24 protein-coding genes are annotated in these 19,725 nt (G+C 67.6%); 8 read left to right on the top strand and 16 right to left on the bottom strand.

Annotated elements, in window-relative coordinates; all coding sequences use genetic code 11:
• Positions 1–129 precede the first annotated feature (129 nt).
• The 3 genes from IEY58_RS17360 to IEY58_RS17370 are packed head-to-tail and all read right to left on the bottom strand — an operon-like array spanning position 130 to position 2,292.
• Positions 130–921: a transporter substrate-binding domain-containing protein gene (locus IEY58_RS17360; RefSeq protein ID WP_189048022.1), complete on the bottom strand. Its 792-nt coding sequence runs from the start codon at positions 919–921 to the stop codon at positions 130–132.
• Between the two features lie 40 nt (positions 922–961).
• Positions 962–1,615 carry an amino acid ABC transporter permease gene (locus IEY58_RS17365; protein ID WP_189048024.1) on the bottom strand — a complete coding sequence of 218 codons (654 nt, stop codon included), beginning with the start codon at positions 1,613–1,615 and terminating at the stop codon, positions 962–964.
• The gene (locus tag IEY58_RS17370) at positions 1,615–2,292 is read right to left on the bottom strand and encodes an amino acid ABC transporter permease (RefSeq protein WP_189048026.1); all 678 of its coding nucleotides are present in this window, start codon (positions 2,290–2,292) and stop codon (positions 1,615–1,617) included. The genes IEY58_RS17365 and IEY58_RS17370 overlap by 1 nt, the downstream gene beginning before the upstream one ends.
• Positions 2,293–2,559: 267 nt before the next feature.
• Here IEY58_RS17370 and IEY58_RS17375 point away from each other — a divergent pair, with 267 nt between their 5' ends.
• Positions 2,560–4,443 carry an ABC-F family ATP-binding cassette domain-containing protein gene (locus IEY58_RS17375; protein WP_189048028.1) on the top strand — a complete coding sequence of 628 codons (1,884 nt, stop codon included), beginning with the start codon at positions 2,560–2,562 and terminating at the stop codon, positions 4,441–4,443.
• A gap of 153 nt (positions 4,444–4,596) precedes the next feature.
• Positions 4,597–5,079 carry a DNA starvation/stationary phase protection protein Dps gene (dps, locus tag IEY58_RS17380; protein WP_189048030.1) on the top strand — a complete coding sequence of 161 codons (483 nt, stop codon included), beginning with the start codon at positions 4,597–4,599 and terminating at the stop codon, positions 5,077–5,079.
• Between the two features lie 89 nt (positions 5,080–5,168).
• Here dps and IEY58_RS17385 read toward each other — a convergent pair whose 3' ends face one another.
• The 7 genes from IEY58_RS17385 to IEY58_RS17415 all read right to left on the bottom strand — a co-directional run bounded on the left by IEY58_RS17385 (position 5,169) and on the right by IEY58_RS17415 (position 10,911).
• Positions 5,169–5,666: an outer membrane lipoprotein gene (locus IEY58_RS17385; protein WP_189048032.1), complete on the bottom strand. Its 498-nt coding sequence runs from the start codon at positions 5,664–5,666 to the stop codon at positions 5,169–5,171.
• A gap of 15 nt (positions 5,667–5,681) precedes the next feature.
• Entirely contained in the window at positions 5,682–6,296 is a 615-nt protein-coding gene (locus IEY58_RS17390; RefSeq protein ID WP_189048034.1) for a hypothetical protein, read from the bottom strand.
• Positions 6,297–6,496: 200 nt separating this feature from the next.
• Positions 6,497–7,648: a 2-aminoethylphosphonate--pyruvate transaminase gene (locus IEY58_RS17395; RefSeq protein WP_189048036.1), complete on the bottom strand. Its 1,152-nt coding sequence runs from the start codon at positions 7,646–7,648 to the stop codon at positions 6,497–6,499.
• A gap of 112 nt (positions 7,649–7,760) precedes the next feature.
• Positions 7,761–8,843, bottom strand: coding sequence for an Ldh family oxidoreductase (locus tag IEY58_RS17400; RefSeq protein ID WP_189048038.1), 1,083 nt, complete (start codon positions 8,841–8,843; stop codon positions 7,761–7,763).
• A gap of 114 nt (positions 8,844–8,957) precedes the next feature.
• A complete protein-coding gene (locus IEY58_RS17405; RefSeq protein ID WP_229743786.1) occupies positions 8,958–9,398 on the bottom strand; it encodes a hypothetical protein in 441 nt (146 codons plus the stop codon).
• Between the two features lie 67 nt (positions 9,399–9,465).
• Complete coding sequence (gene msrA, locus IEY58_RS17410; RefSeq protein WP_189048040.1) at positions 9,466–10,200, bottom strand: peptide-methionine (S)-S-oxide reductase MsrA; 735 nt, start codon at positions 10,198–10,200, stop codon at positions 9,466–9,468.
• Positions 10,201–10,341: 141 nt separating this feature from the next.
• Entirely contained in the window at positions 10,342–10,911 is a 570-nt protein-coding gene (locus tag IEY58_RS17415) for a hypothetical protein (RefSeq protein ID WP_189048042.1), read from the bottom strand.
• Positions 10,912–11,128: 217 nt separating this feature from the next.
• Here IEY58_RS17415 and IEY58_RS17420 point away from each other — a divergent pair, with 217 nt between their 5' ends.
• Positions 11,129–11,806: a hypothetical protein gene (locus IEY58_RS17420; protein WP_189048044.1), complete on the top strand. Its 678-nt coding sequence runs from the start codon at positions 11,129–11,131 to the stop codon at positions 11,804–11,806.
• Here the strand turns inward: IEY58_RS17420 and IEY58_RS17425 are convergent.
• From IEY58_RS17425 to phnF, 6 genes are all read right to left on the bottom strand, one after another.
• Positions 11,764–12,522, bottom strand: a complete 759-nt coding sequence (locus IEY58_RS17425; protein WP_189048046.1) for a 2-keto-4-pentenoate hydratase — start codon at positions 12,520–12,522, stop codon at positions 11,764–11,766. The two genes, IEY58_RS17420 and IEY58_RS17425, sit on opposite strands and share 43 nt — an antisense overlap.
• Before the next feature lie 85 nt (positions 12,523–12,607).
• Positions 12,608–12,943 (bottom strand): chromate transporter, encoded by a 336-nt coding sequence (locus IEY58_RS17430; RefSeq protein WP_229743787.1) that lies wholly within the window; start codon positions 12,941–12,943, stop codon positions 12,608–12,610.
• Positions 12,944–12,985: 42 nt separating this feature from the next.
• A complete protein-coding gene (locus IEY58_RS17435) occupies positions 12,986–13,282 on the bottom strand; it encodes a hypothetical protein (protein ID WP_189048048.1) in 297 nt (98 codons plus the stop codon).
• Between the two features lie 125 nt (positions 13,283–13,407).
• Positions 13,408–13,896 (bottom strand): hypothetical protein, encoded by a 489-nt coding sequence (locus tag IEY58_RS17440; protein ID WP_189048050.1) that lies wholly within the window; start codon positions 13,894–13,896, stop codon positions 13,408–13,410.
• A gap of 100 nt (positions 13,897–13,996) precedes the next feature.
• Positions 13,997–14,815 carry an N-acetylmuramoyl-L-alanine amidase family protein gene (locus tag IEY58_RS17445; RefSeq protein WP_189048052.1) on the bottom strand — a complete coding sequence of 273 codons (819 nt, stop codon included), beginning with the start codon at positions 14,813–14,815 and terminating at the stop codon, positions 13,997–13,999.
• 162 nt (positions 14,816–14,977) lie between these two features.
• Positions 14,978–15,739 (bottom strand): phosphonate metabolism transcriptional regulator PhnF, encoded by a 762-nt coding sequence (phnF, locus tag IEY58_RS17450; protein WP_189048054.1) that lies wholly within the window; start codon positions 15,737–15,739, stop codon positions 14,978–14,980.
• Positions 15,740–15,888: 149 nt separating this feature from the next.
• On the opposite strand from phnF, the gene phnG reads away from it, so the two are divergent.
• From phnG to phnK, 5 genes are read left to right on the top strand one after another with little or no spacing between them, the layout of a single operon-like run.
• On the top strand, positions 15,889–16,350 hold the full coding sequence (gene phnG / locus IEY58_RS17455) for a phosphonate C-P lyase system protein PhnG (RefSeq protein WP_189048056.1): 462 nt from the start codon (positions 15,889–15,891) through the stop codon (positions 16,348–16,350).
• Positions 16,350–16,967, top strand: a complete 618-nt coding sequence (gene phnH / locus IEY58_RS17460) for a phosphonate C-P lyase system protein PhnH (protein ID WP_229743788.1) — start codon at positions 16,350–16,352, stop codon at positions 16,965–16,967. Before phnG ends, phnH begins: the two co-directional genes overlap by 1 nt.
• A gap of 3 nt (positions 16,968–16,970) precedes the next feature.
• Positions 16,971–18,068 (top strand): carbon-phosphorus lyase complex subunit PhnI, encoded by a 1,098-nt coding sequence (locus IEY58_RS17465; protein ID WP_189048058.1) that lies wholly within the window; start codon positions 16,971–16,973, stop codon positions 18,066–18,068.
• Positions 18,065–18,913, top strand: a complete 849-nt coding sequence (locus tag IEY58_RS17470) for an alpha-D-ribose 1-methylphosphonate 5-phosphate C-P-lyase PhnJ (RefSeq protein WP_189048060.1) — start codon at positions 18,065–18,067, stop codon at positions 18,911–18,913. Before IEY58_RS17465 ends, IEY58_RS17470 begins: the two co-directional genes overlap by 4 nt.
• Positions 18,910–19,725, top strand: a complete 816-nt coding sequence (gene phnK / locus IEY58_RS17475; protein ID WP_189048062.1) for a phosphonate C-P lyase system protein PhnK — start codon at positions 18,910–18,912, stop codon at positions 19,723–19,725. Before IEY58_RS17470 ends, phnK begins: the two co-directional genes overlap by 4 nt.

Consider the following 19,725-nt stretch of genomic DNA (forward strand, 5'->3'; position numbering starts at 1 on the left):
ACCGGCTCCCGATGGTACCGCGCGGACGCTCGTAAGGGCGCTTCCAGGACAGGCAATCGCCGGAAAATGAAAAGGCCCATCCGGAGTCCCCACACTCCGGATGGGCCAGCCACACGTCCTAACCCGCGATCAGAAGGTCGGCAGATTGGGCAGCGGCTTATGGAACCACTTCTCGTGGATGGCGTTGAGCTCGCCGTTGTTCTTCACGAAATAGACGAATGTGTTGACCCACTGGTGCAGGTTCCACTGGTCCTTGCGCATGGTGATGCCGTTCGGCTGCTGCAGCAGGGTGAACTTGCGCTCGATGCCGGCGCCCGGGTTGGCGGCGAAAGTCGTGTCGCCGGTCAGGCCCGTCTCGGCGATCGCGTCGACCTGGTGGGTGATCAGCGCCTGATAGGTGCTGGGATCATCGTCGAACCGCGCCATCTTGACCTGGTCGCCCAAGCTCGTGCTCAGGATCACATCCTGCACCGTGCCGCGCGGCACGCCGACCTTGAGGCCCTTCAGGTCGTCGAGCGAAGTGATCTTCTTGTCCTTGGGCGCGAACACGACGTTCTCGATGGCACTGTAGGGGATCGAGAACAGCACCTGCTTCGCGCGCTCCGGCGTCACGCCGAAGGTCGCGACGATCAGGTCGACCTTGTTGGTAAGCAAGAACGGGATGCGGTTCGGGCTGGTCAGCTGCACCAGGTTGACCTTGACGCCCATGTACTTGCCGAGGAGCTTCGCCACGTCGATGTCGTAACCGTCCGGCTCCTGCTTCTCGTTCAGGATGCCGTAAGGCGGCAGATCGACGAGCACGCCGATATTGATCGAGCCGCGGCTCAGGATCTCGTCGACCGTCTGCGCCGCCGCCGGCCGCGCCGTCATCGCCAGGCCCAGCATGACGCAGGCCGCCGCCAGGTATTTCATCAGTCTCATGGCCGTCCTCTCCCCAAAGGTTTCTGTTTCCCGTTCCTGCCTAGCGCCGATAGGCCTGCGCCAGACGCTTCTCCAGCCGCCGGCTCGCGATGGTGAGCGGCCAGCAGATGACGAAATAGATGAGCGCCACCGTCCCGAAGATGAGGAACGGGCGGAACGTCGCATTGTTGAGCAGCTGCCCGGCGCGAATGAGCTCGACGAAGCCCAGGATCGAGGCGAGCGAGGTGCTTTTGACCAGGTTGACGAGGAAGCCCACGGTCGGCGCCACGGCGAGCCGGAGCGCCTGGGGCAGCACGACCCTGAACATGATCGGCACATAATGCAGGCCGAGCGAGCGCGCCGCCTCGATCTGCCCCTTGGGCACGCCCTGGATGGCGCCACGCCAGATCTCGCCCAGGAACGCGCCGGCATTGAGGCTCAAGCCCAGCATGGCGGCAATCCACGGGTCGACCGCGACGCCGATCATGTCGCCGCCGAAGAACACGAGGAACAGCTGGAGCAGCAGCGGCGTCCCCTGGAACAGGCGGATATAGGCGATGGCGAGATAGCGCTGCAGCCGGTGCTGCGCTGTGCGCATGAACGCGATCGTGATGCCGACCACGGCGCCGCCGCCGAACGCCAGCGCCGACAGCAGCAGCGTCCAGCGCACGGCCCAGACCAGGAACTCGATGTCGGTGAACGTAAGCGTGCGCATCAGCGGTGCTCCACGCGGGGGAACGCCCAGCGGTCGATGAGCGCGAAGGCCGCCTGGAAGATCATCGAGACGATGAAATAGATGACGAACACGATGATGTAGGTCTCGAATGGCCGGAACGTGCGCGACTGCACGTCCTGGGCGGCGGCCATCAGCTCGTCGGCCGAGACGACCGAGACGATGCTCGAGTTCAGCATCAGGAGGATGAACTGGCTGCCGAGCGGCGCCACCATGACCTTCAAGGCCTGGGGCAGCACGACCAGGCGGAAGCTCTGCAGCGTATGGAGGCCGAGCGCCCTCGCCGCCTCCATCTGGCCGTGCGTGACGCTCTCGATGCCGGCGCGCACGATCTCGATCGTATAGGCGCTGCCGTTCAGCACCATGGCGATGACCGCCGCGGTGTTGGCATCGAAGCTCAGGCCCACGGTCGGCAGGCCGAAAAAGATCATGAAGATCTGCACCAGGAACGGCGTGTTCCGGATGACCTCGACATAGGCGATGACCAGCGTCTGGATCCACTTCGGGCCCGATGTCCGCAGGAGCGCGCCCCCGATCGCGAAGGCAAGGCTCAGCACCATCGAGATCGCCGACAGGCGCAGCGTGTACACCATGCCCCACAGAAGCTCGTCGAAATTGACGGGCTTCAGGATCTCGCCGAATTGAAAGATATAGTTCATGCCGGGCAGGTTTCCCGGTCAAAGAACTCCCCGTCAGGCCGTCTCGGCTGGCGCACGCCCTCTCCCCCTAGGTCTTCTTGCCGGACGTCTCATGATCCGGCTTCGTTCGTCAGGCTCAGTCAACCAACTTGTACGACGAATGTCGAGCCCCGTTTGGTCGCAAGCCCGCCCCGTCCCCGTGTTTTTATCCTCTGATGATATCACACGATCAGTGCTGCATTGCAATGATCGCCAGGACCGGGACGCTCATGGTAAGAGGGCGGCGCCATGCTCTCGATTTCCAACATTACCTATCGCATCGCCGGCCGTACGCTCCTCGAGAATGCGTCCGCCGTCATCGCCGCCGGCCATCGCGTGGGCCTGGTCGGCCGCAACGGCGCCGGCAAGTCGACGCTGTTCGGCCTGATCCTGGGCGAGCTGCAGCCCGACCAGGGCGAGGTCGAGATCCAGCGCGGCACGCGCGTCGGCATCGTGGCGCAGGAGGCGCCGGGCGGCACCATGACGCCGCAGGATGTGGTGTTGGCGGCCGATCTCGAGCGTACCGCCCTCATGCACGAGGCGGAGACGTCGCACGATGCCGAGCGGCTGGCCGAGGTGCACATGCGGCTCGTCGACATCGACGCCCATACGGCGCCGGCGCGCGCCGCCGAGATCCTGGCCGGCCTGGGATTCTCGGAAGAGATGCAGCAGCAGCCGATGTCGAGCTTCTCGGGCGGCTGGCGCATGCGCGTGGCGCTCGCGGCTGCCCTTTTCGCCCAGCCGGAACTCTTGCTGCTCGACGAGCCGACCAACCATCTCGATCTCGAGGCAACGGTCTGGCTCGAAGCCTATCTGCAGAAATATCCGCACACGCTGCTCGTCATCAGCCACGACCGGCAGATCCTGAACGCCTGCGTCGACCATATCCTGCATCTCGACAGCCGGCAGCTGACTTTCTATTCCGGCAACTACGACTGGTTCGAGAAGATGCGCGAGGAGCGCATCGCCCAGTCCAAGGCCGAGGCCGCCAAGGTCGACGCCAAGCGCAAGCACCTGCAAAGCTTCGTCGACCGGTTCAAGGCCAAGGCGACCAAGGCGCGCCAGGCGCAGAGCCGCATGAAGATGCTGGCGAAGCTCGACGCCGTCTCGGTCATCCGCGACGATCCGTCCGTGACGTTCGATTTCCCGGAGCCGGTGGAGCTGGCGCCACCGCTCCTGTCGTTCGACAAGGTCGCGGTCGGCTATGCGCCGGGCAAGCCGGTGCTGCGCGAGATCGACGTGCGCATTGATCCAGACGACCGCATCGCGCTCCTCGGCTCCAACGGCAACGGCAAGTCGACCTTCGCGAAGCTGGTCGCCGGCCGGCTCGAGCCGATGGAGGGCCACCATCACCGCTCGGGCAAGCTCTTCACCGGCTTCTTCGCCCAGCACCAGATCGAGGACATGGACGGCGAGGCGACGCCGTTCACGCTGATGGCGGCACTCATGCCGGGCGCCGGCGTGCCGCAGGTGCGTGCGCGCCTGGGCCGCTTCGGCTTCGGCCAGGAAAAGGCGAACGTCAAGGTCAAGGACCTGTCGGGCGGCGAGCGCGCGCGGCTCAATTTCGCGCTCATCACCTACAACGCGCCGCCGATGCTGATCTTCGACGAGCCGACCAACCATCTCGACATCGACAGCCGCGAGGCGCTGGCGGTCGCGATCAACGAGTACAAGGGCGCCGTCATCCTGATCAGCCACGACTGGCATCTCCTGGAACTGACGGCCGACCAGCTGTGGCTCGTCGCCGACGGCCGGGTCAAGCCGTTCGACGGCGATCTCGAGGACTATCGCAAGCTGATGCTGGGCAAGACCGGCACCGGCAATACCAGGATTCCCAAGGACAAGCGGCCGAAGGAGAAGCCCGTCGACGAGCGCCAGGCCGACCGGTCGCGCGGCGCCGACCGGCGCCGGGAGCTGGACGCGCTGCGCCGCCGCTCACGCGAGGCCGAGGCGTCGCTGGCGCGCCTCACCGAGGACAAGGCGACGGTCGAGGCTTCATTGCTCGGCCGCGATCTCGACAGCGCCAAACGCGCGCAGCTGATGAAGCGGCAGGCCGAGCTCTCGGCGGCCGTCGCCAGCGCCGAGGAAGCGTGGCTCGAAGCGGCGGAAGCGCTGGAGGCCGCCGCCGCTTGATGGGATCCGCCCAGAGCCGCGCCCAGGGAACCATAGGGGCGGGAACCATGGTGGTTTTCCCGCGATTGTAGCGGCGGGCGTGCTTGCTTCCGGGCGCGCCGCCCCTATCTCAAGGTGCCGCCCATGCCTGAAATCCCAAACCCAGAGGTCCCCATGCATCGCACCAAGATCGATCTGGCCGACAACGTGCGCGCCTCCGTCATCGGAGAGCTGAGCACGGCGTTGGCCGACGCCGTCGACCTCTCCGCCCAGGTCAAGCAGGCCCATTGGAACGTCAAGGGGCCGAACTTCATCGCGCTGCACGAGCTGTTCGATCAGATCGCGACCGACGTGCGCGACTACACCGACCTGATCGCCGAGCGCATCGTGACGCTGGGCGGCACGGCCTATGGCACCGTGCAGGAAGCGGTGTCGAAGAGCCGCCTGCCGGCCTACCCGACCGACATTTCGGCCGGCTCGAACCATGTCGAGGCGTTGAGCACCGCGCTCGCCACCTTCGGCAAGAACGTCCGCGCATCGATCGACACGACCGACGAGCTCGGCGACGCCATCACCGCCGACGTGCTGACCGAGGTCGGCCGCGGCATCGACAAATGGCTCTGGATGGTCGAGGCCCACCGCCAGGCGGATTCGTAAGCAACGCCCATCGCAGGACGGCGAAGGGGAAGCCCCAGGGCAGGACCGGCGGCAAAGGGGCGGTTTGTGCAAGAAGAACAAACCGCCGATCAGCTTGCCGGTGCTGCCGGCGGGTTGTTCGACGTATCTGGAATGAGACGGGCCTTGACGCCGTAGATGAGCATGACCTTTTGGCCCACGGCCAAAGGCTGCGCGTCCTTCTGCGTCACCGACATCAGATCGCCGTTCTGTTTCTGCACGATATATTCGAAGGCCTGCGTATCAGTCGCGCTCTTCTCCACAAGCGCGCCGATGGCGGCGCCCACGAGGACCCCGCCCAAGGTGGCCGCGGCACTGCCCCCGCCGGATCCGAATGACGAGCCGCCGATACCACCGGCCGCACCACCAACCAGAGCGCCGGCTCCCGCAGTGCCATCCACGTCCACCGAGCGGACGCTTTGCACAGTGGCGCGATCAACCTTGCTCGCCTGCTGCATGCTGGCCGACGAGTAATGGTCGGGCGAGTAGCCGTTCTGGCAGGCGTTCAGCATCAAAGCGACTAGCGCCAAGCCGCAGCCGCTCCGCGCCATGTTAGAAAATCGGCTCATCGGATACTCACAGTCTTAGGAAACAGGGGCGCCGGGAGGATTCGTTCCCGGGCTCGGTTGCACGGCCACGGCGGGATCGGCCGGCTTGCCTGCCGGCTCTTTCGTACCCTTCTGCAGTTCCCCCACGGTGCCAATGACGGCGTCGCGCGCGACCGCTGTCACGAAGTCATCCCGAGAGACGATCAGGGAGCCAATCAGTCCGAGGCTCATGGCCTGCGCAGCCCCCATTCGCAACAGGGGCGTGCCATCCGTATCCAGAACCCGGATCCCGACGATGACGGAACGGTGAACGAGCAGGCCCAATTCAGGCTGATAGCTCACGTAGAGCCGTACGCGTACGTCAGGCGGACGCGTCCCGTCCTCGACGATGTGCATCCCGTAATTCTCGAACTGGGAAATGACCGCCGCTTTGACGGCGCTCATGACCTCGCTGTCATTCTGCGAGGGATTGGGATCGATGGATTTATCGACATCCGAGTCGAATCCGCCGTTGAAGGATGCGACCTTGTCCAGCTTGATCACATCGATCTTTGACGGAACATCGGCCGCCGATTTACCCGCTTCATACGGAGACGAGGCGCAAGCGGCGGTCAGGCACAGCGACAAGACCGCAAGGAACCTAAGGTACATTCAAAACCGTCCAATCACAGACGCGAAAGATGCTCGACACGCTCAGCTTAAAGGTGATTTCCCCAAAAAGCCATCCGCAGTGAGTGTGCGAGAACCATGGGTCCTCAGCTTGTCGACGAGGCCTTGGCGTTGATGGCAGCGTGCCGTCCTTCCCACCTCGTCATCCCCGCGGAGGCGCGGGGATGACGGCGAAAGCGGGGCTACGACGGCGTCCCTGCCCGCTCCTTGATGCCCATGTCGCGCAACACCGCGTCCATCGCGCGCACTGCGGCCGCCATGTCGGCGGGCTCGATCGCGCCGATGCAGCCGACGCGGAAGCTCGGCTCCGGCGTGTTGTAGAAATTGCTGATGAGGAAGCCGCGCGCCTTCAGGCCGTCGACGAAGCGCTGCAGGTCCCAGGCGGGATCGGCCGGGGCCGCGACATTGACGATGATCGGGCCCTGTACGTGCGCCGGCAGGCAGGGCGTGAGGCCGAGCGCCACGATGCCGTCGTAGAAGGTCCGCATGTTCGCCGTATAGCGCGCGAGCCGCCCCGCCTGCCCTACGGCCTCGTAGCGGTCGAGCGCCACGTCGAGCGCCGCCACGACCTGGGCCGGTGGCGTGAAGCGTGCGGCCCCCGGCACACTGCGCGTGTTGCGCCGGGCGCCGGGCGTCGCCGCCCCGCTCTGATGGTCGTAGACGTCGCTCAAATCGAGCGACCAGCTGCCGGCATTGCCGCGGCAGGCGTCGAGCCGCTCGATCGGCGCGACGGTGAAGCTCATGCCCGGCAGCGCTTCCAGGCCCTTGTTGGAGGTGAAGCTGATCGCATCGACCATGTCGAGCGCGCTGATATCGAACGGCAGGATGCCGAACGCGCTGACCGCGTCGACCAGCACGCGCCGGCCGAGCCGGCCCACCGCGGCGGCGATGGCCGGCACGTCGTGGATGATACCCGAGCCGGTCTCGCTATAGACGAGCGCCACATGGCCGATCGCGGGGTCGGCCTCGAGCGCCGCCGTAACCGCCTCGACGCTGGTGCGCGTGCGCGCCGGGACCGGCAGGCGCACGACGGTGCGGCCCGCTTCTTCGGCAAGCCGCGCCGCCCGATCGGCATAGGCGCCGGTCATGGGCAGCAGGAGCTTGGCGCCCTTCGGCACGAAGGTGCGGATCGCCGCCTCGACCGCAAAATGGCCGCAGCCCTGGAGCGGCAGCACGGCATGCCGGTCCGGCGCGCCGCCGGCGATCGGCAGCAGCCGGCGATAGACCCGGGCGTAGATAGCTCGGAAGTCGTTGTCCCACGGCGCGTAATCCTCCGCCATCGCAGCGCGGACGGAAGGATGGGTCGTGACCGGGCCGGGGATCAGCAGCTTCATCGCAGGACCTTTGAACGGAACCAAAGGCCGCGATTGTCGGGCAGACCGGCCACCTAAGGAATCGGCATCTGCGCAGGCGCCCTTGCTCGGGGCGCAGAGCTGTTATGCCCGATCAGGATCCGATCAGGATCGGCGCGCCGGCCGCCGTCGCGATGTCGCGCAATTCCTGGGCGAGCCGCGCCGAGAGCGGGATGCCGTTCCGCTGCCGCTCCGCCCGGGCGCGGACCTCGGGATCGCCCGCGACCTGCACCGGCTCCGCCGGATCAGCCGCCCGGGTCGCGCGCAGCGCGTCGATCATCTCGTCGAGATCGGCCTCGAACGCGCCCTCCTCGCGGAATGCGTCCGGATCGATCGCCAGAAAGAAATGGCCGACATCATGCCGCGCCGCGTCCGGATCGCGCCGCTCCCGGAGTGCCCCGAACTGGGCGCCGGACAGGGTCGTGCACAGCACCTCGACCATCATGGCGAGGCCGTAGCCCTTGTGGCCGCCCATGGCGCGGGTGCTGCCGAGCGGCGTCAGGCGGCGATGGCTGAGGGCCGCGTCCGGGTCGGTAATGCTGCGACCATCCGGATCGACCGCCCAGCCGTCCGGGATCGGCTTGCCGACGCGGGACGCGATCGTGATCTTGCCGAGCGCCGCCGTGCTCGTCGCCATGTCGAGCAGGAACGGCGGGTTGCGCTTCGCCGGTGCGGCAAACGCGATCGGGTTCGTGCCGAACATGGCGTCGGCGCCGTAGAGCGGCACCACGCTCGGCCGTGCGACCGCGGTCATGGCGATGCCGATCAAGCCGCGGTCGCTCGCCCGCTCGGCATAGGCGCCGGCGGCGCCGTAGTGGTGGGAGTTGCGCACGGCGGCGACGCCGACGCCGATCGTCGCCGCCTTGTCGCAGGCGAGATCCATGGCGCGGACCGATGGCACATGGCCGAGACCGCCGCCGCCGTCGACGAGCGCCGTCGCCGGATTCTCGCGCACGACGCGGATCTCCGGCCGGAAGGTCAGCTTCTCCTGCTCGCGCAGCCGATGATAGAGCTGCATCATGCCGGCACCGTGGCTGTCGATCCCGGCGAGATCGGCCCACAGCATGATGTCGAGCGTGGTCTGGATGTGATCTTCCGCCATGCCCCAGGCGCCGAAGATCGCCGCCAGCTGCCGCCGCAACAGGTCCGCGGAAACCAGAGTCTCGTCCGATGCCATTCCTGGAACGCTCCCTCACCCTCGATTTTGGATAGAGGGGAGCCCGGACGCGGCGGGCCTGTCAATCGGCTGCGACGAAATAATCAGACAAATGCCCCAAGCGTCGGATGACCGTCACTTCGCCTTCTCGTGCTCCGCCATGCCGACCGCCTTGTAGTCGTAGGTCGGATAGAACTCGGTCCGATAGACGCCCCAGGCGGTATCCTCGAGCACCCGGTTGACCTCGCGGATGCGCGAGGCCGGCAGGCGGAGGACCACGACCTGGCCGATGCCCATGGCGACGGTCCAACTGACCACCTCCATGCCGGGCGGCGGGAACGCCTTGTAGAAGCCTTGGCGGGCGAGCTGGGCATTGAGCTCGCCCAAGGGGCGCGACTGGTCGTGCTTCAGGAAGATGGTGAGCAGGACCGCGTTGTCTGCCGTGGGCGGCGCCGTGCCGGCCGGTGGGGCCGCGACCGTCTGTGCCGCGGCCGGTCCCGCTCCCGCGACTCCAACTCCCGCGATCAGGCCCAGCACCACCATTGCCGCGACCAGCGGTCGAAAACCCTGCGCCATGCCATCCCCTCGTGATCAGCCCGTGCTGCCGCGCACGCTAGCCGATCGGCGGCAATCTCCTCGCGCGTCAGTCGGTCGCGGGCGACACCAGCACCGGCTCAGCGCGGTAGAGCACGGGGAACAGCCGCTCGAAGTTCTTGAGCTTCGGCATATCGTTGATCGCGATGTAGGGATAGCTCGGATGGCGCGCGAGGAAATCCTGGTGCTGGGATTCGGCCGGATAGAAGCCCTTGAAGGGCTCGAGCTTCGTGACGATCGGCCGCGCGAAGGCGCTGCTCCGGCCGAGCTGGTCGAGATATGCCGCCGCCACCCGCTGCTGCTCGGCGTTCTGGATGAAGATCGCCGAGCGATATTGCGGCCCGACGTCCGGCCCCTGCCGGTTGAGCTCCGTCGGGTCATGGGCCACGGAAAAGAAGATCCTGAGCAGCTGGCCGTAAGTTACCTGATGGGGATCGTAGGTGACCTCGACCGATTCCGCATGGCCCGTGTCGCCCTCCTCGACCCGCTCGTAATGGGCCATGCCGGCGACGCCGCCGGCATAGCCCGAGACCGCTCGGCTCACGCCCGCGACATGCTGGAACACACCCTGCACGCCCCAGAAGCAGCCGCCGGCGAAGACGGCGGTCTCGCTGGTTCCGGCGTTCGCGGCCGTTTCATCGACGGTGGGCGCCGGAAGCAGCACCGCATCGGCCGCGTGGCCGGCCGGCTGCAAGACCAGATAGGCACCGAGCGCCAAGAGGCCGGTGGGAAGAAGCCATCGGCCGAGTGCCAACCGTCGCGGCGATGGATTGGAGCGGGGCATGGGACGTCTCCGACGACGAAATCAAACGCGCCGCTGCTGCGCGGTGCCCCTTCCATATGGCGGCGCTGTCGGACGGCGCCCGTAACGATTGCGTGAGAGACGGCTTCCGTCGAGCCGTGCGGGCTCAGGCGACTTGTGGGCTCAGGCGACACCCAGCGTCGGCAGCTGGTCGAGCGGCAGGGTCAGGTCGAGGCGGAACGGATCCGTGATCGTGACCGCGACCAGGTCGCCCTCGGCGAAGTCCGGATGGTTGACGGCGTCGTCGACGCCCTGCAGCACCATCTGGACCGTGTTCGGATCATGCCGGCCCAAGAGCCGGGCATAGAGTGCGATTTCCGCCACGATGCGGTCCTCGACACCGATCGAGGCGCTATAGAGCGCGTCCAGCAGATGGTGCAGGCCGCAGGACAGGATATCGGCGCCCTCGGCGATATGGCCCAGCGCCGGTGTGGCACCCGCACTGGGCGGCGGCGGCAGCAGCTCGAGCGCGATCGCCATGGAGGAAACGCGGAGCGCCGTAAGATAGCCGTCGATCCGGGTGCCGTGATAGGCAACGGCACTGTTCGCGATCGACGAGGCGAGCGCCGAGATCCGTTCCTCGTCTGTGAGCGCCATGCTCTCGAAGGATTCGATCGTATCGAGGAGCACCCGCCCCGGCTCGCTGCCGATGTTGCGCAGGGTTTGATTGATCGCTTCGACGACGGCGCGCAAGGTTTCCTCCTGCCGGTGCCACGTCTCGTTCTCGCAAAGGCCGCTTAACATAAATTTAAGTATGGGACGCTCCAGCGGCTGAAACGACCGCATCACCGCGGAATTGAGCAGTAAGGAGGGCGGATGGCCGCGTGTTAGGCCATTCTTAAGGCGGCATTCGGAGAGTCGGGGGAGGCCCGCGGGCGGCATCCTTCCGCGGCAAGAGGAGGCGACGGTCATGCTCGATCATTCCCGTCCGGTCTGTGACCGACACCTGGACACCACGACCGCGATGTCGTGCCAGCGCGAACCGGTGTGTTTTGCCTTTCTCTGCGCCAACGCAGCCGCGGCGCCCCAGCCGATCGATCGGCTCAATTTCGACATCGCGTCGGCCGACTTCCATCGCGGCCGCGCCTCCGTCTGGGCGACGCTCGAGATGCGCGGCGAGGCGCGCGCCGACGGCGGCTCGGGCGAGACGCTGACGCTCTTGGGCTTCGACGAGGGCTTCCTCCGGCCGTTCACCCGCGCCGTGCTCGAAGCGGCCTCGACGCGCGTGCCGCATCGCATGTCGATCCGACCGGACCCGGACTATCCCGATGCGCCGCGCGTCGTCGACTATATCCGCGGCACGGGCGGCACGCCGATCACGGAGCTGGTCGTGATCCCGTACGACCAGGTGCTGGCCGTGGTCGTACCGGTCGACAGCGCCGAGATCGAGGAGACGCTATTCCAGCTGCCGCGCACCGACTCGTTCCTGCGCGCCTTCGCGCGCATGGCCCATCTCGCCGACGCGGCGCTGCGCGACACGATCGGCGAGATGTCGCGCAACGGCCGCGCCGCGGACGCCGCGGAGGCCGCGCCAGTGCGGCGGGCTCAGCCGCGGAAGGCGACCTCGGCCCGGCCGAAGGCGCCGTAGGTCGCAACCCCGCGGCTGCCGGGCTCGATCGGCGTCGCTCCGTCGAGCGAGCCGGTCGTCACCACGTCGCCGCGCTTGAGGCCGCCGGTCCGCGTCATCAGATGATTGGCGGTCCAGACCACGAGCGTGACCGGATCGCCGGCCGGGTGGGTCCCGACCGCACTCTGGCAAACCTTGCCGTCGATCTCGAGCTCGACCTTCTGTGTCGCGAAATCGAGCCCACGCCATGCCGTGAGCGGGCCCGCATAGACGAGCGCGCCGTTGGCGTTGCCGTCGGCCAGGTTTTCCACCGACGGCACAATGGTCCGGTCCGTGTAGCGGCTCGACAGCACTTCGATGCAGGGGCAGAAGCCCTCGATCGCCGCCATCACCTCGTCATAGCCGTAGGGCTGTGCCCGCGCCGGCAGGTCGGCGCCCAAGCGAAACGCGAACTCGATCTCGAGCGCCGCGCCCGGCACCTTCGCCGGATCGAGCGTCACGCCCGACGTGAAGACCCGGTCGGCATAGATCGGCGCGATGCTGATGGGCCCGGTCGGGCCGCCCTGCCCGACCTTCCAGGCCGTGACCGCACCCAGCGCGCGCGTGACATGGTCCTGGATCGCATAGGCATCCTCGATCGTCTGAGGGCGCAGGGCCTCCGGCAGCCGGTCGATCAGCTGCCCGCTGCGATGGGCGCTGATCAGCAGGTTGGCGGCCTCAAGCGCGCGATCGGTCATCTTGTCACTCCAGCATTGTCAGAAACCAAGGGCGCCGAGTGTGGCCGAAACCGGCGACGCTGGGAACCGTCTCGACCGGCGAACTTTAGCCTAGCTGCGCCAAGCCGAGCGTCGCCAGCATGGCGCCCACGACCACGGTCCACGGCGGTGCGCGCCAGACCAGGAGCGCCACGAATCCGGCGAGGGCCACGAGCAGGTCCTTGGCGCCGTGCACCGCACTCGACCAGACCGGATCGTAGAGGGCTGCACCCAGGATGCCGACCACGGCCGCGTTCGTTCCGCGGAGCGCCCCTTTCATCCAGGACCGCGACCGGATCCGGTCCCAGAACGGCAGCGCCGCGATCAGGATCAGCACGCCCGGCAGGAACAGGGCGACAAGCGCGATCGCGGCGCCCCGGTCACGCGGCGCCGTTCCGCTCAAATGGTCGATGGTTGGGTCGGTAGCGCCCGGCGGCGCCGGTGATTACGGCTTGGCCGGCTGCAGGATGATCGGCTCGAAATAGCCGGTCTTGTTGAACGCCCGCCGCTCGACATTGGCGTAGCTGTGGCTGGGCCCGTCATCCTCGTCCGTCGCGTTGGCCGCGGCACTCTTGCCGTTGACCGTGATGCTGCCGCCCCATTTCTGCGGCACGTCGCTGTCCTGGAAACGGGCACCGCCGTTGGGCAGCTGGTTCGTCACGTTGTCCTGGGTGAAGGCCTGGGCGCTGCCGATGCTGGCGGCGAAGCCGACGGCGAGCAAGGCAATGACGGGCAGACGCATCGAACGAGACCCCCAAGAGAACCGGTTGCACCACCCTAACCCACCTCGCGCGCGCCTGCCAGAGGCCGCGACGATCCGCCCCGTCGTACCCGCCAGATGGCTAACGCTTGTCGCAGCGTGGTTGGTCATGGACCACCCATGTTGTTCGCCGTCCACCAGACACCGACATCCGTGTAGCCGGTGATGGCGATGACGTCGTTGTCGTCTTGCCGGCAGTAATAGCTGATGGACGAGAAAGACCGCTGCGCCAAAGCCTTGCGAGCAGACGGCTCGCAGCAGGTATCGACAGCGGTCTTAATACCCACTTGGGCGCACCAGGGCAGGACCAACGTGCCCATGTCATAGCTCTTTTTCTGCTTCGTCCCGATCAGCGTGTTGTTGCTGGAGCCATGGGCGACGAGCCAGGCTACAGCAGTGGGGTCGATCTGATCCGGCAGGTCTCCCGTCCCATTGTAGATGCAGCGGCAATAGAGCGTATTCAGTTCCTTGGCCAGGAACTGGGCTGCATCGAGCAGATCCGAGGAATAGCAGAAAACCAGCTGCTGCTTTGTCGCCAGAAGCGCGCCAGGCACGCTTGACGAACTCGATGACGAAGACACGCTGACGAGGGACATGGGCGCGCTCCAGACAAAATGAGATGCGCCACTTTAACGCGAAAGTACCACATGTACTATCGCCATATAGCCGAGCTCGCCCCCGCTGGGGCTACGAATGTCAGACCCGGACGACGTGCGTGAAATAGGCGTCGACCGAACCCACGATGCCGTCGGCGAGCTTGCGCCGGTAGGCCGCAGTCCTGAGCAGCTTGTCCTCGTCGCGGTTCGAGAGGCAGCCGAGCTCGACCAGGGCCGAGGGAATGTCGGGCGCCTTCAGCACGGCGAAGCCGGCGGCGCGGTGGCTGTGCTCGAGCATGCGCACCTCGCTGCCGAGCTTGGTCACGAGTTCGCGCGCGAGGCCGATCGACAGGTTGTTGGTCTGGCGGCGGGCGAGGTCGAGCAGGATGCTGCTCACCTCCGGCGTCTGGCCGGCCATGCTGACGCCGCCGATCACGTCTGAATGGTTTTCCTTGGCGGCAAGGGCCGCCGCCGCCGCATCCGACGCCTTTTCCGACAGCGTGAAGACCGAGGCGCCGCGCATCGAATGGTCGGGGATCGAATCGGCGTGGATCGACAGGAACAGGTCGCCGTTGGCGGCGCGGGCACGCACGACGCGCTCGTGCAGCGGGATGAACTCGTCGCGCGTCCGCGTCAGCACCGGGTGGTAGCGTCCGGTCGCCTCCAGCAGGCGGGCGATCGCCTGGGCTGTGTCGAAGGCGACGTATTTCTCGTAGGTGCCGCTATAGCCGATGCAACCGGGGTCGACGCCGCCGTGGCCGGCATCGATGACGACGGTGCGGCGCTGGACCGGCGCCTTGGCGACCCGTGCCTGCGTCTGCGCCAGCGCCTCGGGCGTCAGCGCCAGACTGAAGGCGCCCAGCCCCATGACGCCGGCAACACGCAACAGTTCGCGACGGCCGATGGCCTCGTTCGACATCACTCCACCCCCCGGCGCACGACACCGCGAAACCCCTTCGCGGCCCGGCGTGGCCACTGGACGCGACTCGCGAGCGTCCATACTTCAAGCCCAGAATATAGACTCGACTCGAACGGAACGCCACATCCAATTGCGATAGAACGGAAAAGGGCGATTGCGACCTTACGACGCGTCGCTGGTCGAGTCCAGCACCAGTTGCACCCGGTCGCTGGCGAAACGCGTGAAAGCGACGGAGACCGGCCGGCCATCGGTATCGACATCGACCGCCTCGGTCAGCAGGACCGGCCGCGTCACCGGCTGCTTCAGCCGCCGCGCCTCTTCCGCCGTCGCCATGCGCGCGGTGACGCGGGTCGAGGCGCGCGCATAGTCGGCAAGGCCGCAGCGTTGCAGGGCCTGGGTGATCGAGCCGGTTTCCGCGACAAGGGCCGCGAGGTCCGGGAAGCGGGCGGCCGGGTAATAGCTGGTCGACAGCGAGATCGGCATGCCGCCGGCGCTCGACAGGGTCTCCAGCATCAGCACCGGCTGGCGTGCCGGCACTTTCAGCAGCTTGGCGACGGCCGGCGGCGGCAGCACCTCGCCCGAGGTCAGCAGCACCCGCGCCGCCTCGCGCCGGTTGCGCGCGATATTCTCGGTGAAGCGCGTGCGCCGGCCGATCATGTAGTCGATGACGCCTTCCTGCACGAACGTGCCCCGCCCCTGCTCGACACGCAGCAGGCCGCGCTGGACCATCGCCTGGATCGCCCGCCGGATCGTGTGCCGGTTGACCTGGAACCGCTGCGACAGCGCCTGTTCCGTCGGCAGCCGCTCGCCCGGCGCCCAGGCACCCCCAGCGATCTCGGCACTCAGGCGCCGGTCGATCTGCCGCCAGAGCGAGACCCCCTGGCCCCGTTCGACCGTGCCCGCCTCCCCGACCGCTTCGACCATCGCCTGCCCTTTCCCGCCCCCGACGCCCGAAATCCGAGGTCCGGCGGCTGTCAAAAACAAATCACACTCCGCCACTTTACTTTCGAGCGGCGCGGATCGATCTTGTCGCAAGAGAGGTACGGATGTCTAGACAAATATCGAACTCGTCCATGGATGCCCCATCCGACGACGCGATCGCCCGGCGCCAGGCCTGGATGGCGACGCTCGCCAAGGCGCCGCTCGCCGAGCTGGAGCGGGCCTGGGCCGAGCTCGACCCGCCGCCGGCCTTCACCCGTCTGCGCCCGGCCGAGACCGGCCTCGTCATGGTGCGCGGCCGCATCGCCGGCAGCGGTCGGCCGTTCAATCTCGGCGAGATGACCATGACCCGTGCAGCGGTCCGGATCGGGGATGATCTAACCGGCTTCGGCCATGTCGCCGGGCGCAGCGCGCGCCATGCCGAGCTCGCGGCGCTGTTCGACGCGCTGCTGCAGGACCCGGCACGGCACGACGGGTTGATGGCGCGGGTCGTGGCGCCGCTGGCCAAGCAAGCGGCCGCAGGCCGGCAGCGCAAGGCCGCGGAGGTCGCGGCGACCAAGGTCGATTTCTTCACGCTGGTACGGGGCGAAGACTGATGAGCCAACTCGCCGCAGCGCCCATGATCGAACCCGGGTTCCAGAGCCCGGTCGATGACGCCAACCATGTCTTCCGCCTGGCGCTGAAGGCGCTCGCCCATCCCGGCACGATCGTCGAGATCGCCCGACCGACCGCGGTGCCGACCGGGGTGCTGGCAGGTGGCCTCGGCCGTGCAGCGATCGGCGTGGCGCTGGCCCTGGTCGATTTCGAGACCCCGGTCTGGCTCGACGCGGCGGCGGCACCGGTGGGTCCGCATCTGCGCTTCCACTGCAACTGCCCGATTCTGGAGCGGCCGGACCGGGCCGCCTTCGCCTTCGCGGCCGATCCCGCCCACCTGCCCGCACTCGACACCCTGCCGCTCGGCAGCGACGCCTATCCGGACCAGGGGGCGACGCTGGTCATCGAGGTCCGGGCGCTGGCCTCCGCGCCGGGCCTTGTCCTCACGGGACCGGGCATCGACGGCACGACCACGCTCAGCGTCGACGGCCTGCCCGGTGATTTCTGGGATCGTCGCGCGGCGCTGGCACCGCTGTTCCCGCGCGGTCTCGATCTGCTGCTGACCGCGGGCGACCTGCTCGTGGCCGTGCCACGCACCACGTCCGTCCGGCGGAGCTGAGCCATGTATGTTGCAGTCAAAGGTGGCGAGAAGGCGATCGATGCGGCCCATGCGCTGCTCGCCCGCGAACGGCGCGGCGATGCCGCCGTGCCGGAGCTGGGCCTGGCGCAGATCGCGCAGCAGTTGGGGCGCGCGGTCGACCGGGTCATGACCGAGGGCTCGATCTACGATCCGGAGCTCGCGGCGCTGGCGATCAAGCAGGCGGCAGGCGACCTGGTCGAGGCGATCTTCCTCTTGCGCGCCTATCGCACGACGCTGCCGCGGCTCGCCGTGTCGCAGCCGGTCGAGACCGACCGGGGCCTGGTGCGCCGGCGCATCTCGGCCGTGTTCAAGGACGTGCCAGGCGGCCAGGTGCTGGGCGCCACCTTCGACTACACCCACCGCCTCTTGGACTTCGCGCTCGCCGCCGGCACGGCACCGCCGCCCGAGCCGGCCCGGGCCGAGCCGATCGGCGAAGCGCCGCGCGTCGCCGATCTCCTCGGCCGCGACGGGCTGATCGAGCCACCGCCCGCCGACGACGACGCGTCACCGGGCGACCTCACGCGCCAGCCGCTCGACTTCCCGGCCGACCGGGCGCTGCGCCTGCAGAACCTGGCGCGCGGCGACGAGGGCTGGCTCTTGGCCTTGGGCTATTCGACCCAGCGCGGCTATGCGCGCAACCATCCCTTCGCCGGCGAGATCCGCACGGTCGACGTCGCGGTCGAGATCGTGCCGGAGGAGCTGGGCTTCCCGGTCGAGATCGGCGAGATCACGCTCTGCGAATGCGACATGGTCAACCAGTTCGCCGGCACCAGCGAGGCGCCGCCGCAGTTCACCCGCGGTTACGGCCTGGCGTTCGGCCAGAGCGAGCGCAAGGCGATGGCCATGGCGCTGGTCGACCGCGCGCTTCGGGCGCGCGAACTGGGCGAGCCGGTCACCGCCGCGGCCCAGGACGAGGAATTCGTGCTGAGCCATTCCGACAATGTCGAGGCGTCGGGCTTCGTGCAGCACCTGAAGCTGCCGCACCATGTCGATTTCCAGTCGGAGCTCGACCTGTTGCGCCGCCTGCGCGCCGACCATGAGCGTGGCAGCAATGATGAGGGCCGGGAGAACGGCAAATGAGCGAAACCCTCGCCGGCTACAATTTCGCCTATCTCGACGAGCAGACGAAGCGGATGATCCGCCGCGCCATCCTGAAGGCGGTCGCGATCCCGGGCTACCAGGTGCCGTTCGGCAGCCGCGAGATGCCGCTGCCCTACGGCTGGGGCACGGGCGGCATCCAGGTGACGGCGAGCGTCATCGGCCGGTCCGACGTGCTCAAGGTCATCGACCAGGGCGCCGACGACACGACGAACGCGATCTCGATCCGCCGTTTCTTCGCCCGGACCGCCGGCGTCGCCACGACCGAGCGCACGGCCGCCGCAACCATCATCCAGACGCGCCACCGCATCCCCGAGACGCCGCTCCGGCGCGGCCAGATCATGGTCTATCAGGTGCCGATCCCGGAGCCGCTGCGCTGGCTCGAGCCACGCGAGACCGAGACGCGCACCATGCACGCGCTCAAGGAATACGGCGCCATGCACGTCCGCTTCTACGAGGACATCGCGCATTACGGCCGGATCGCCACAACCTATGACTATCCGGTCATCGTCAACGATCGCTACCTGATGCGCCCGTCACCCATTCCGAAATTCGACAATCCGAAGCTCGACATGAGCCCAGCCCTGCAATTGTTCGGCGCCGGCCGCGAAAAGCGCATCTATGCAGTGCCGCCCTTCACCAAGGTGAAGAGCCTCGATTTCGTCGACCATCCGTTCGCGATCGAGAGCTGGGACCAGGCTTGCTCGATCTGCGGCTCGCACGAGAGCTACCTCGACGAGGTGCTGACCGACGACAAGGGCGGGCGCATGTTCGTCTGCTCCGACACAGATTATTGCCGAAGCCGCGCCACGGAGGCCCGGCGATGAGCGCCCTTCCCGCCACCTTCGAGCAGCCCACCTTCGACCAAGACCAGCCTCTGCTCGCGGTCGAGGGGCTGACCGTCGCCTATGGCGAGCGCATCGGCTGCCGTGACGTGGGGTTCGAGCTCTGGCCCGGCGAGGTGCTGGGCATCGTCGGCGAGTCCGGCTCGGGCAAGACGAGCCTCTTGAACGCGCTCTCCGCCCGGCTCGTGCCCGCGGCGGGCCACGTCCGTTATCGGCTGCGCGACGGCCGGCTCACCGACCTGTTCGAGCTGAGCGAAGCGGAACGGCGCCAACTGCTCAGGACCGACTGGGGCATCGTGCACCAGAACCCGCGCGACGGGCTCCGGCTCACCGTCAGCGCCGGCGCCAATGTCGGCGAGCGGCTGATGGCGATCGGCGCCCGGCACTACGGCGAGATTCGCGGTGCGGCACTCGACTGGCTCGCCAAGGTCGAGATCGACCAGGACCGCGTCGACGATCGGCCGGCGAGCTTCTCCGGCGGCATGCAGCAGCGGCTGCAGATCGCGCGCAATCTCGTCACCAACCCGCGGCTCGTGTTCATGGACGAGCCGACAGGCGGTCTCGACGTCTCGGTCCAGGCCCGTCTCCTGGATCTGATCCGCAGCCTGGTCGCGGACCTTGGCCTTGCGGCGGTGATCGTGACGCACGATCTGGCGGTCGCCCGCCTGCTCGCCCACCGGCTCATGGTCATGCGCGGCGGCGACGTGGTCGAGAGCGGCTTGACCGACCAGGTGCTGGACGATCCGCAGCACCCCTATACCCAACTCCTCGTCTCTTCGATCCTGCAGGTCTAG

The organism is Aliidongia dinghuensis (assembly GCF_014643535.1).
Taxonomy (GTDB): domain Bacteria; phylum Pseudomonadota; class Alphaproteobacteria; order ATCC43930; family CGMCC-115725; genus Aliidongia; species Aliidongia dinghuensis.

Excerpts from the sequence above, each read along its gene's own strand:
- IEY58_RS17360 (WP_189048022.1), bottom strand. The coding sequence starts at position 921 with ATGAGACTGATGAAATACCTGGCGGCGGCCTGCGTCATGCTGGGCCTG.
- IEY58_RS17365 (WP_189048024.1), bottom strand. The coding sequence starts at position 1,615 with ATGCGCACGCTTACGTTCACCGACATCGAGTTCCTGGTCTGGGCCGTG.
- IEY58_RS17370 (WP_189048026.1), bottom strand. The coding sequence starts at position 2,292 with ATGAACTATATCTTTCAATTCGGCGAGATCCTGAAGCCCGTCAATTTC.
- IEY58_RS17375 (WP_189048028.1), top strand. The coding sequence starts at position 2,560 with ATGCTCTCGATTTCCAACATTACCTATCGCATCGCCGGCCGTACGCTC.
- dps (WP_189048030.1), top strand. The coding sequence starts at position 4,597 with ATGCATCGCACCAAGATCGATCTGGCCGACAACGTGCGCGCCTCCGTC.
- IEY58_RS17385 (WP_189048032.1), bottom strand. The coding sequence starts at position 5,666 with ATGAGCCGATTTTCTAACATGGCGCGGAGCGGCTGCGGCTTGGCGCTA.
- IEY58_RS17390 (WP_189048034.1), bottom strand. The coding sequence starts at position 6,296 with ATGTACCTTAGGTTCCTTGCGGTCTTGTCGCTGTGCCTGACCGCCGCT.
- IEY58_RS17395 (WP_189048036.1), bottom strand. The coding sequence starts at position 7,648 with ATGAAGCTGCTGATCCCCGGCCCGGTCACGACCCATCCTTCCGTCCGC.
- IEY58_RS17400 (WP_189048038.1), bottom strand. The coding sequence starts at position 8,843 with ATGGCATCGGACGAGACTCTGGTTTCCGCGGACCTGTTGCGGCGGCAG.
- IEY58_RS17405 (WP_229743786.1), bottom strand. The coding sequence starts at position 9,398 with ATGGCGCAGGGTTTTCGACCGCTGGTCGCGGCAATGGTGGTGCTGGGC.
- msrA (WP_189048040.1), bottom strand. The coding sequence starts at position 10,200 with ATGCCCCGCTCCAATCCATCGCCGCGACGGTTGGCACTCGGCCGATGG.
- IEY58_RS17420 (WP_189048044.1), top strand. The coding sequence starts at position 11,129 with ATGCTCGATCATTCCCGTCCGGTCTGTGACCGACACCTGGACACCACG.
- IEY58_RS17425 (WP_189048046.1), bottom strand. The coding sequence starts at position 12,522 with ATGACCGATCGCGCGCTTGAGGCCGCCAACCTGCTGATCAGCGCCCAT.
- IEY58_RS17435 (WP_189048048.1), bottom strand. The coding sequence starts at position 13,282 with ATGCGTCTGCCCGTCATTGCCTTGCTCGCCGTCGGCTTCGCCGCCAGC.
- IEY58_RS17440 (WP_189048050.1), bottom strand. The coding sequence starts at position 13,896 with ATGTCCCTCGTCAGCGTGTCTTCGTCATCGAGTTCGTCAAGCGTGCCT.
- IEY58_RS17445 (WP_189048052.1), bottom strand. The coding sequence starts at position 14,815 with ATGTCGAACGAGGCCATCGGCCGTCGCGAACTGTTGCGTGTTGCCGGC.
- phnF (WP_189048054.1), bottom strand. The coding sequence starts at position 15,739 with ATGGTCGAAGCGGTCGGGGAGGCGGGCACGGTCGAACGGGGCCAGGGG.
- phnG (WP_189048056.1), top strand. The coding sequence starts at position 15,889 with ATGGATGCCCCATCCGACGACGCGATCGCCCGGCGCCAGGCCTGGATG.
- phnH (WP_229743788.1), top strand. The coding sequence starts at position 16,350 with ATGAGCCAACTCGCCGCAGCGCCCATGATCGAACCCGGGTTCCAGAGC.
- IEY58_RS17465 (WP_189048058.1), top strand. The coding sequence starts at position 16,971 with ATGTATGTTGCAGTCAAAGGTGGCGAGAAGGCGATCGATGCGGCCCAT.
- IEY58_RS17470 (WP_189048060.1), top strand. The coding sequence starts at position 18,065 with ATGAGCGAAACCCTCGCCGGCTACAATTTCGCCTATCTCGACGAGCAG.
- phnK (WP_189048062.1), top strand. The coding sequence starts at position 18,910 with ATGAGCGCCCTTCCCGCCACCTTCGAGCAGCCCACCTTCGACCAAGAC.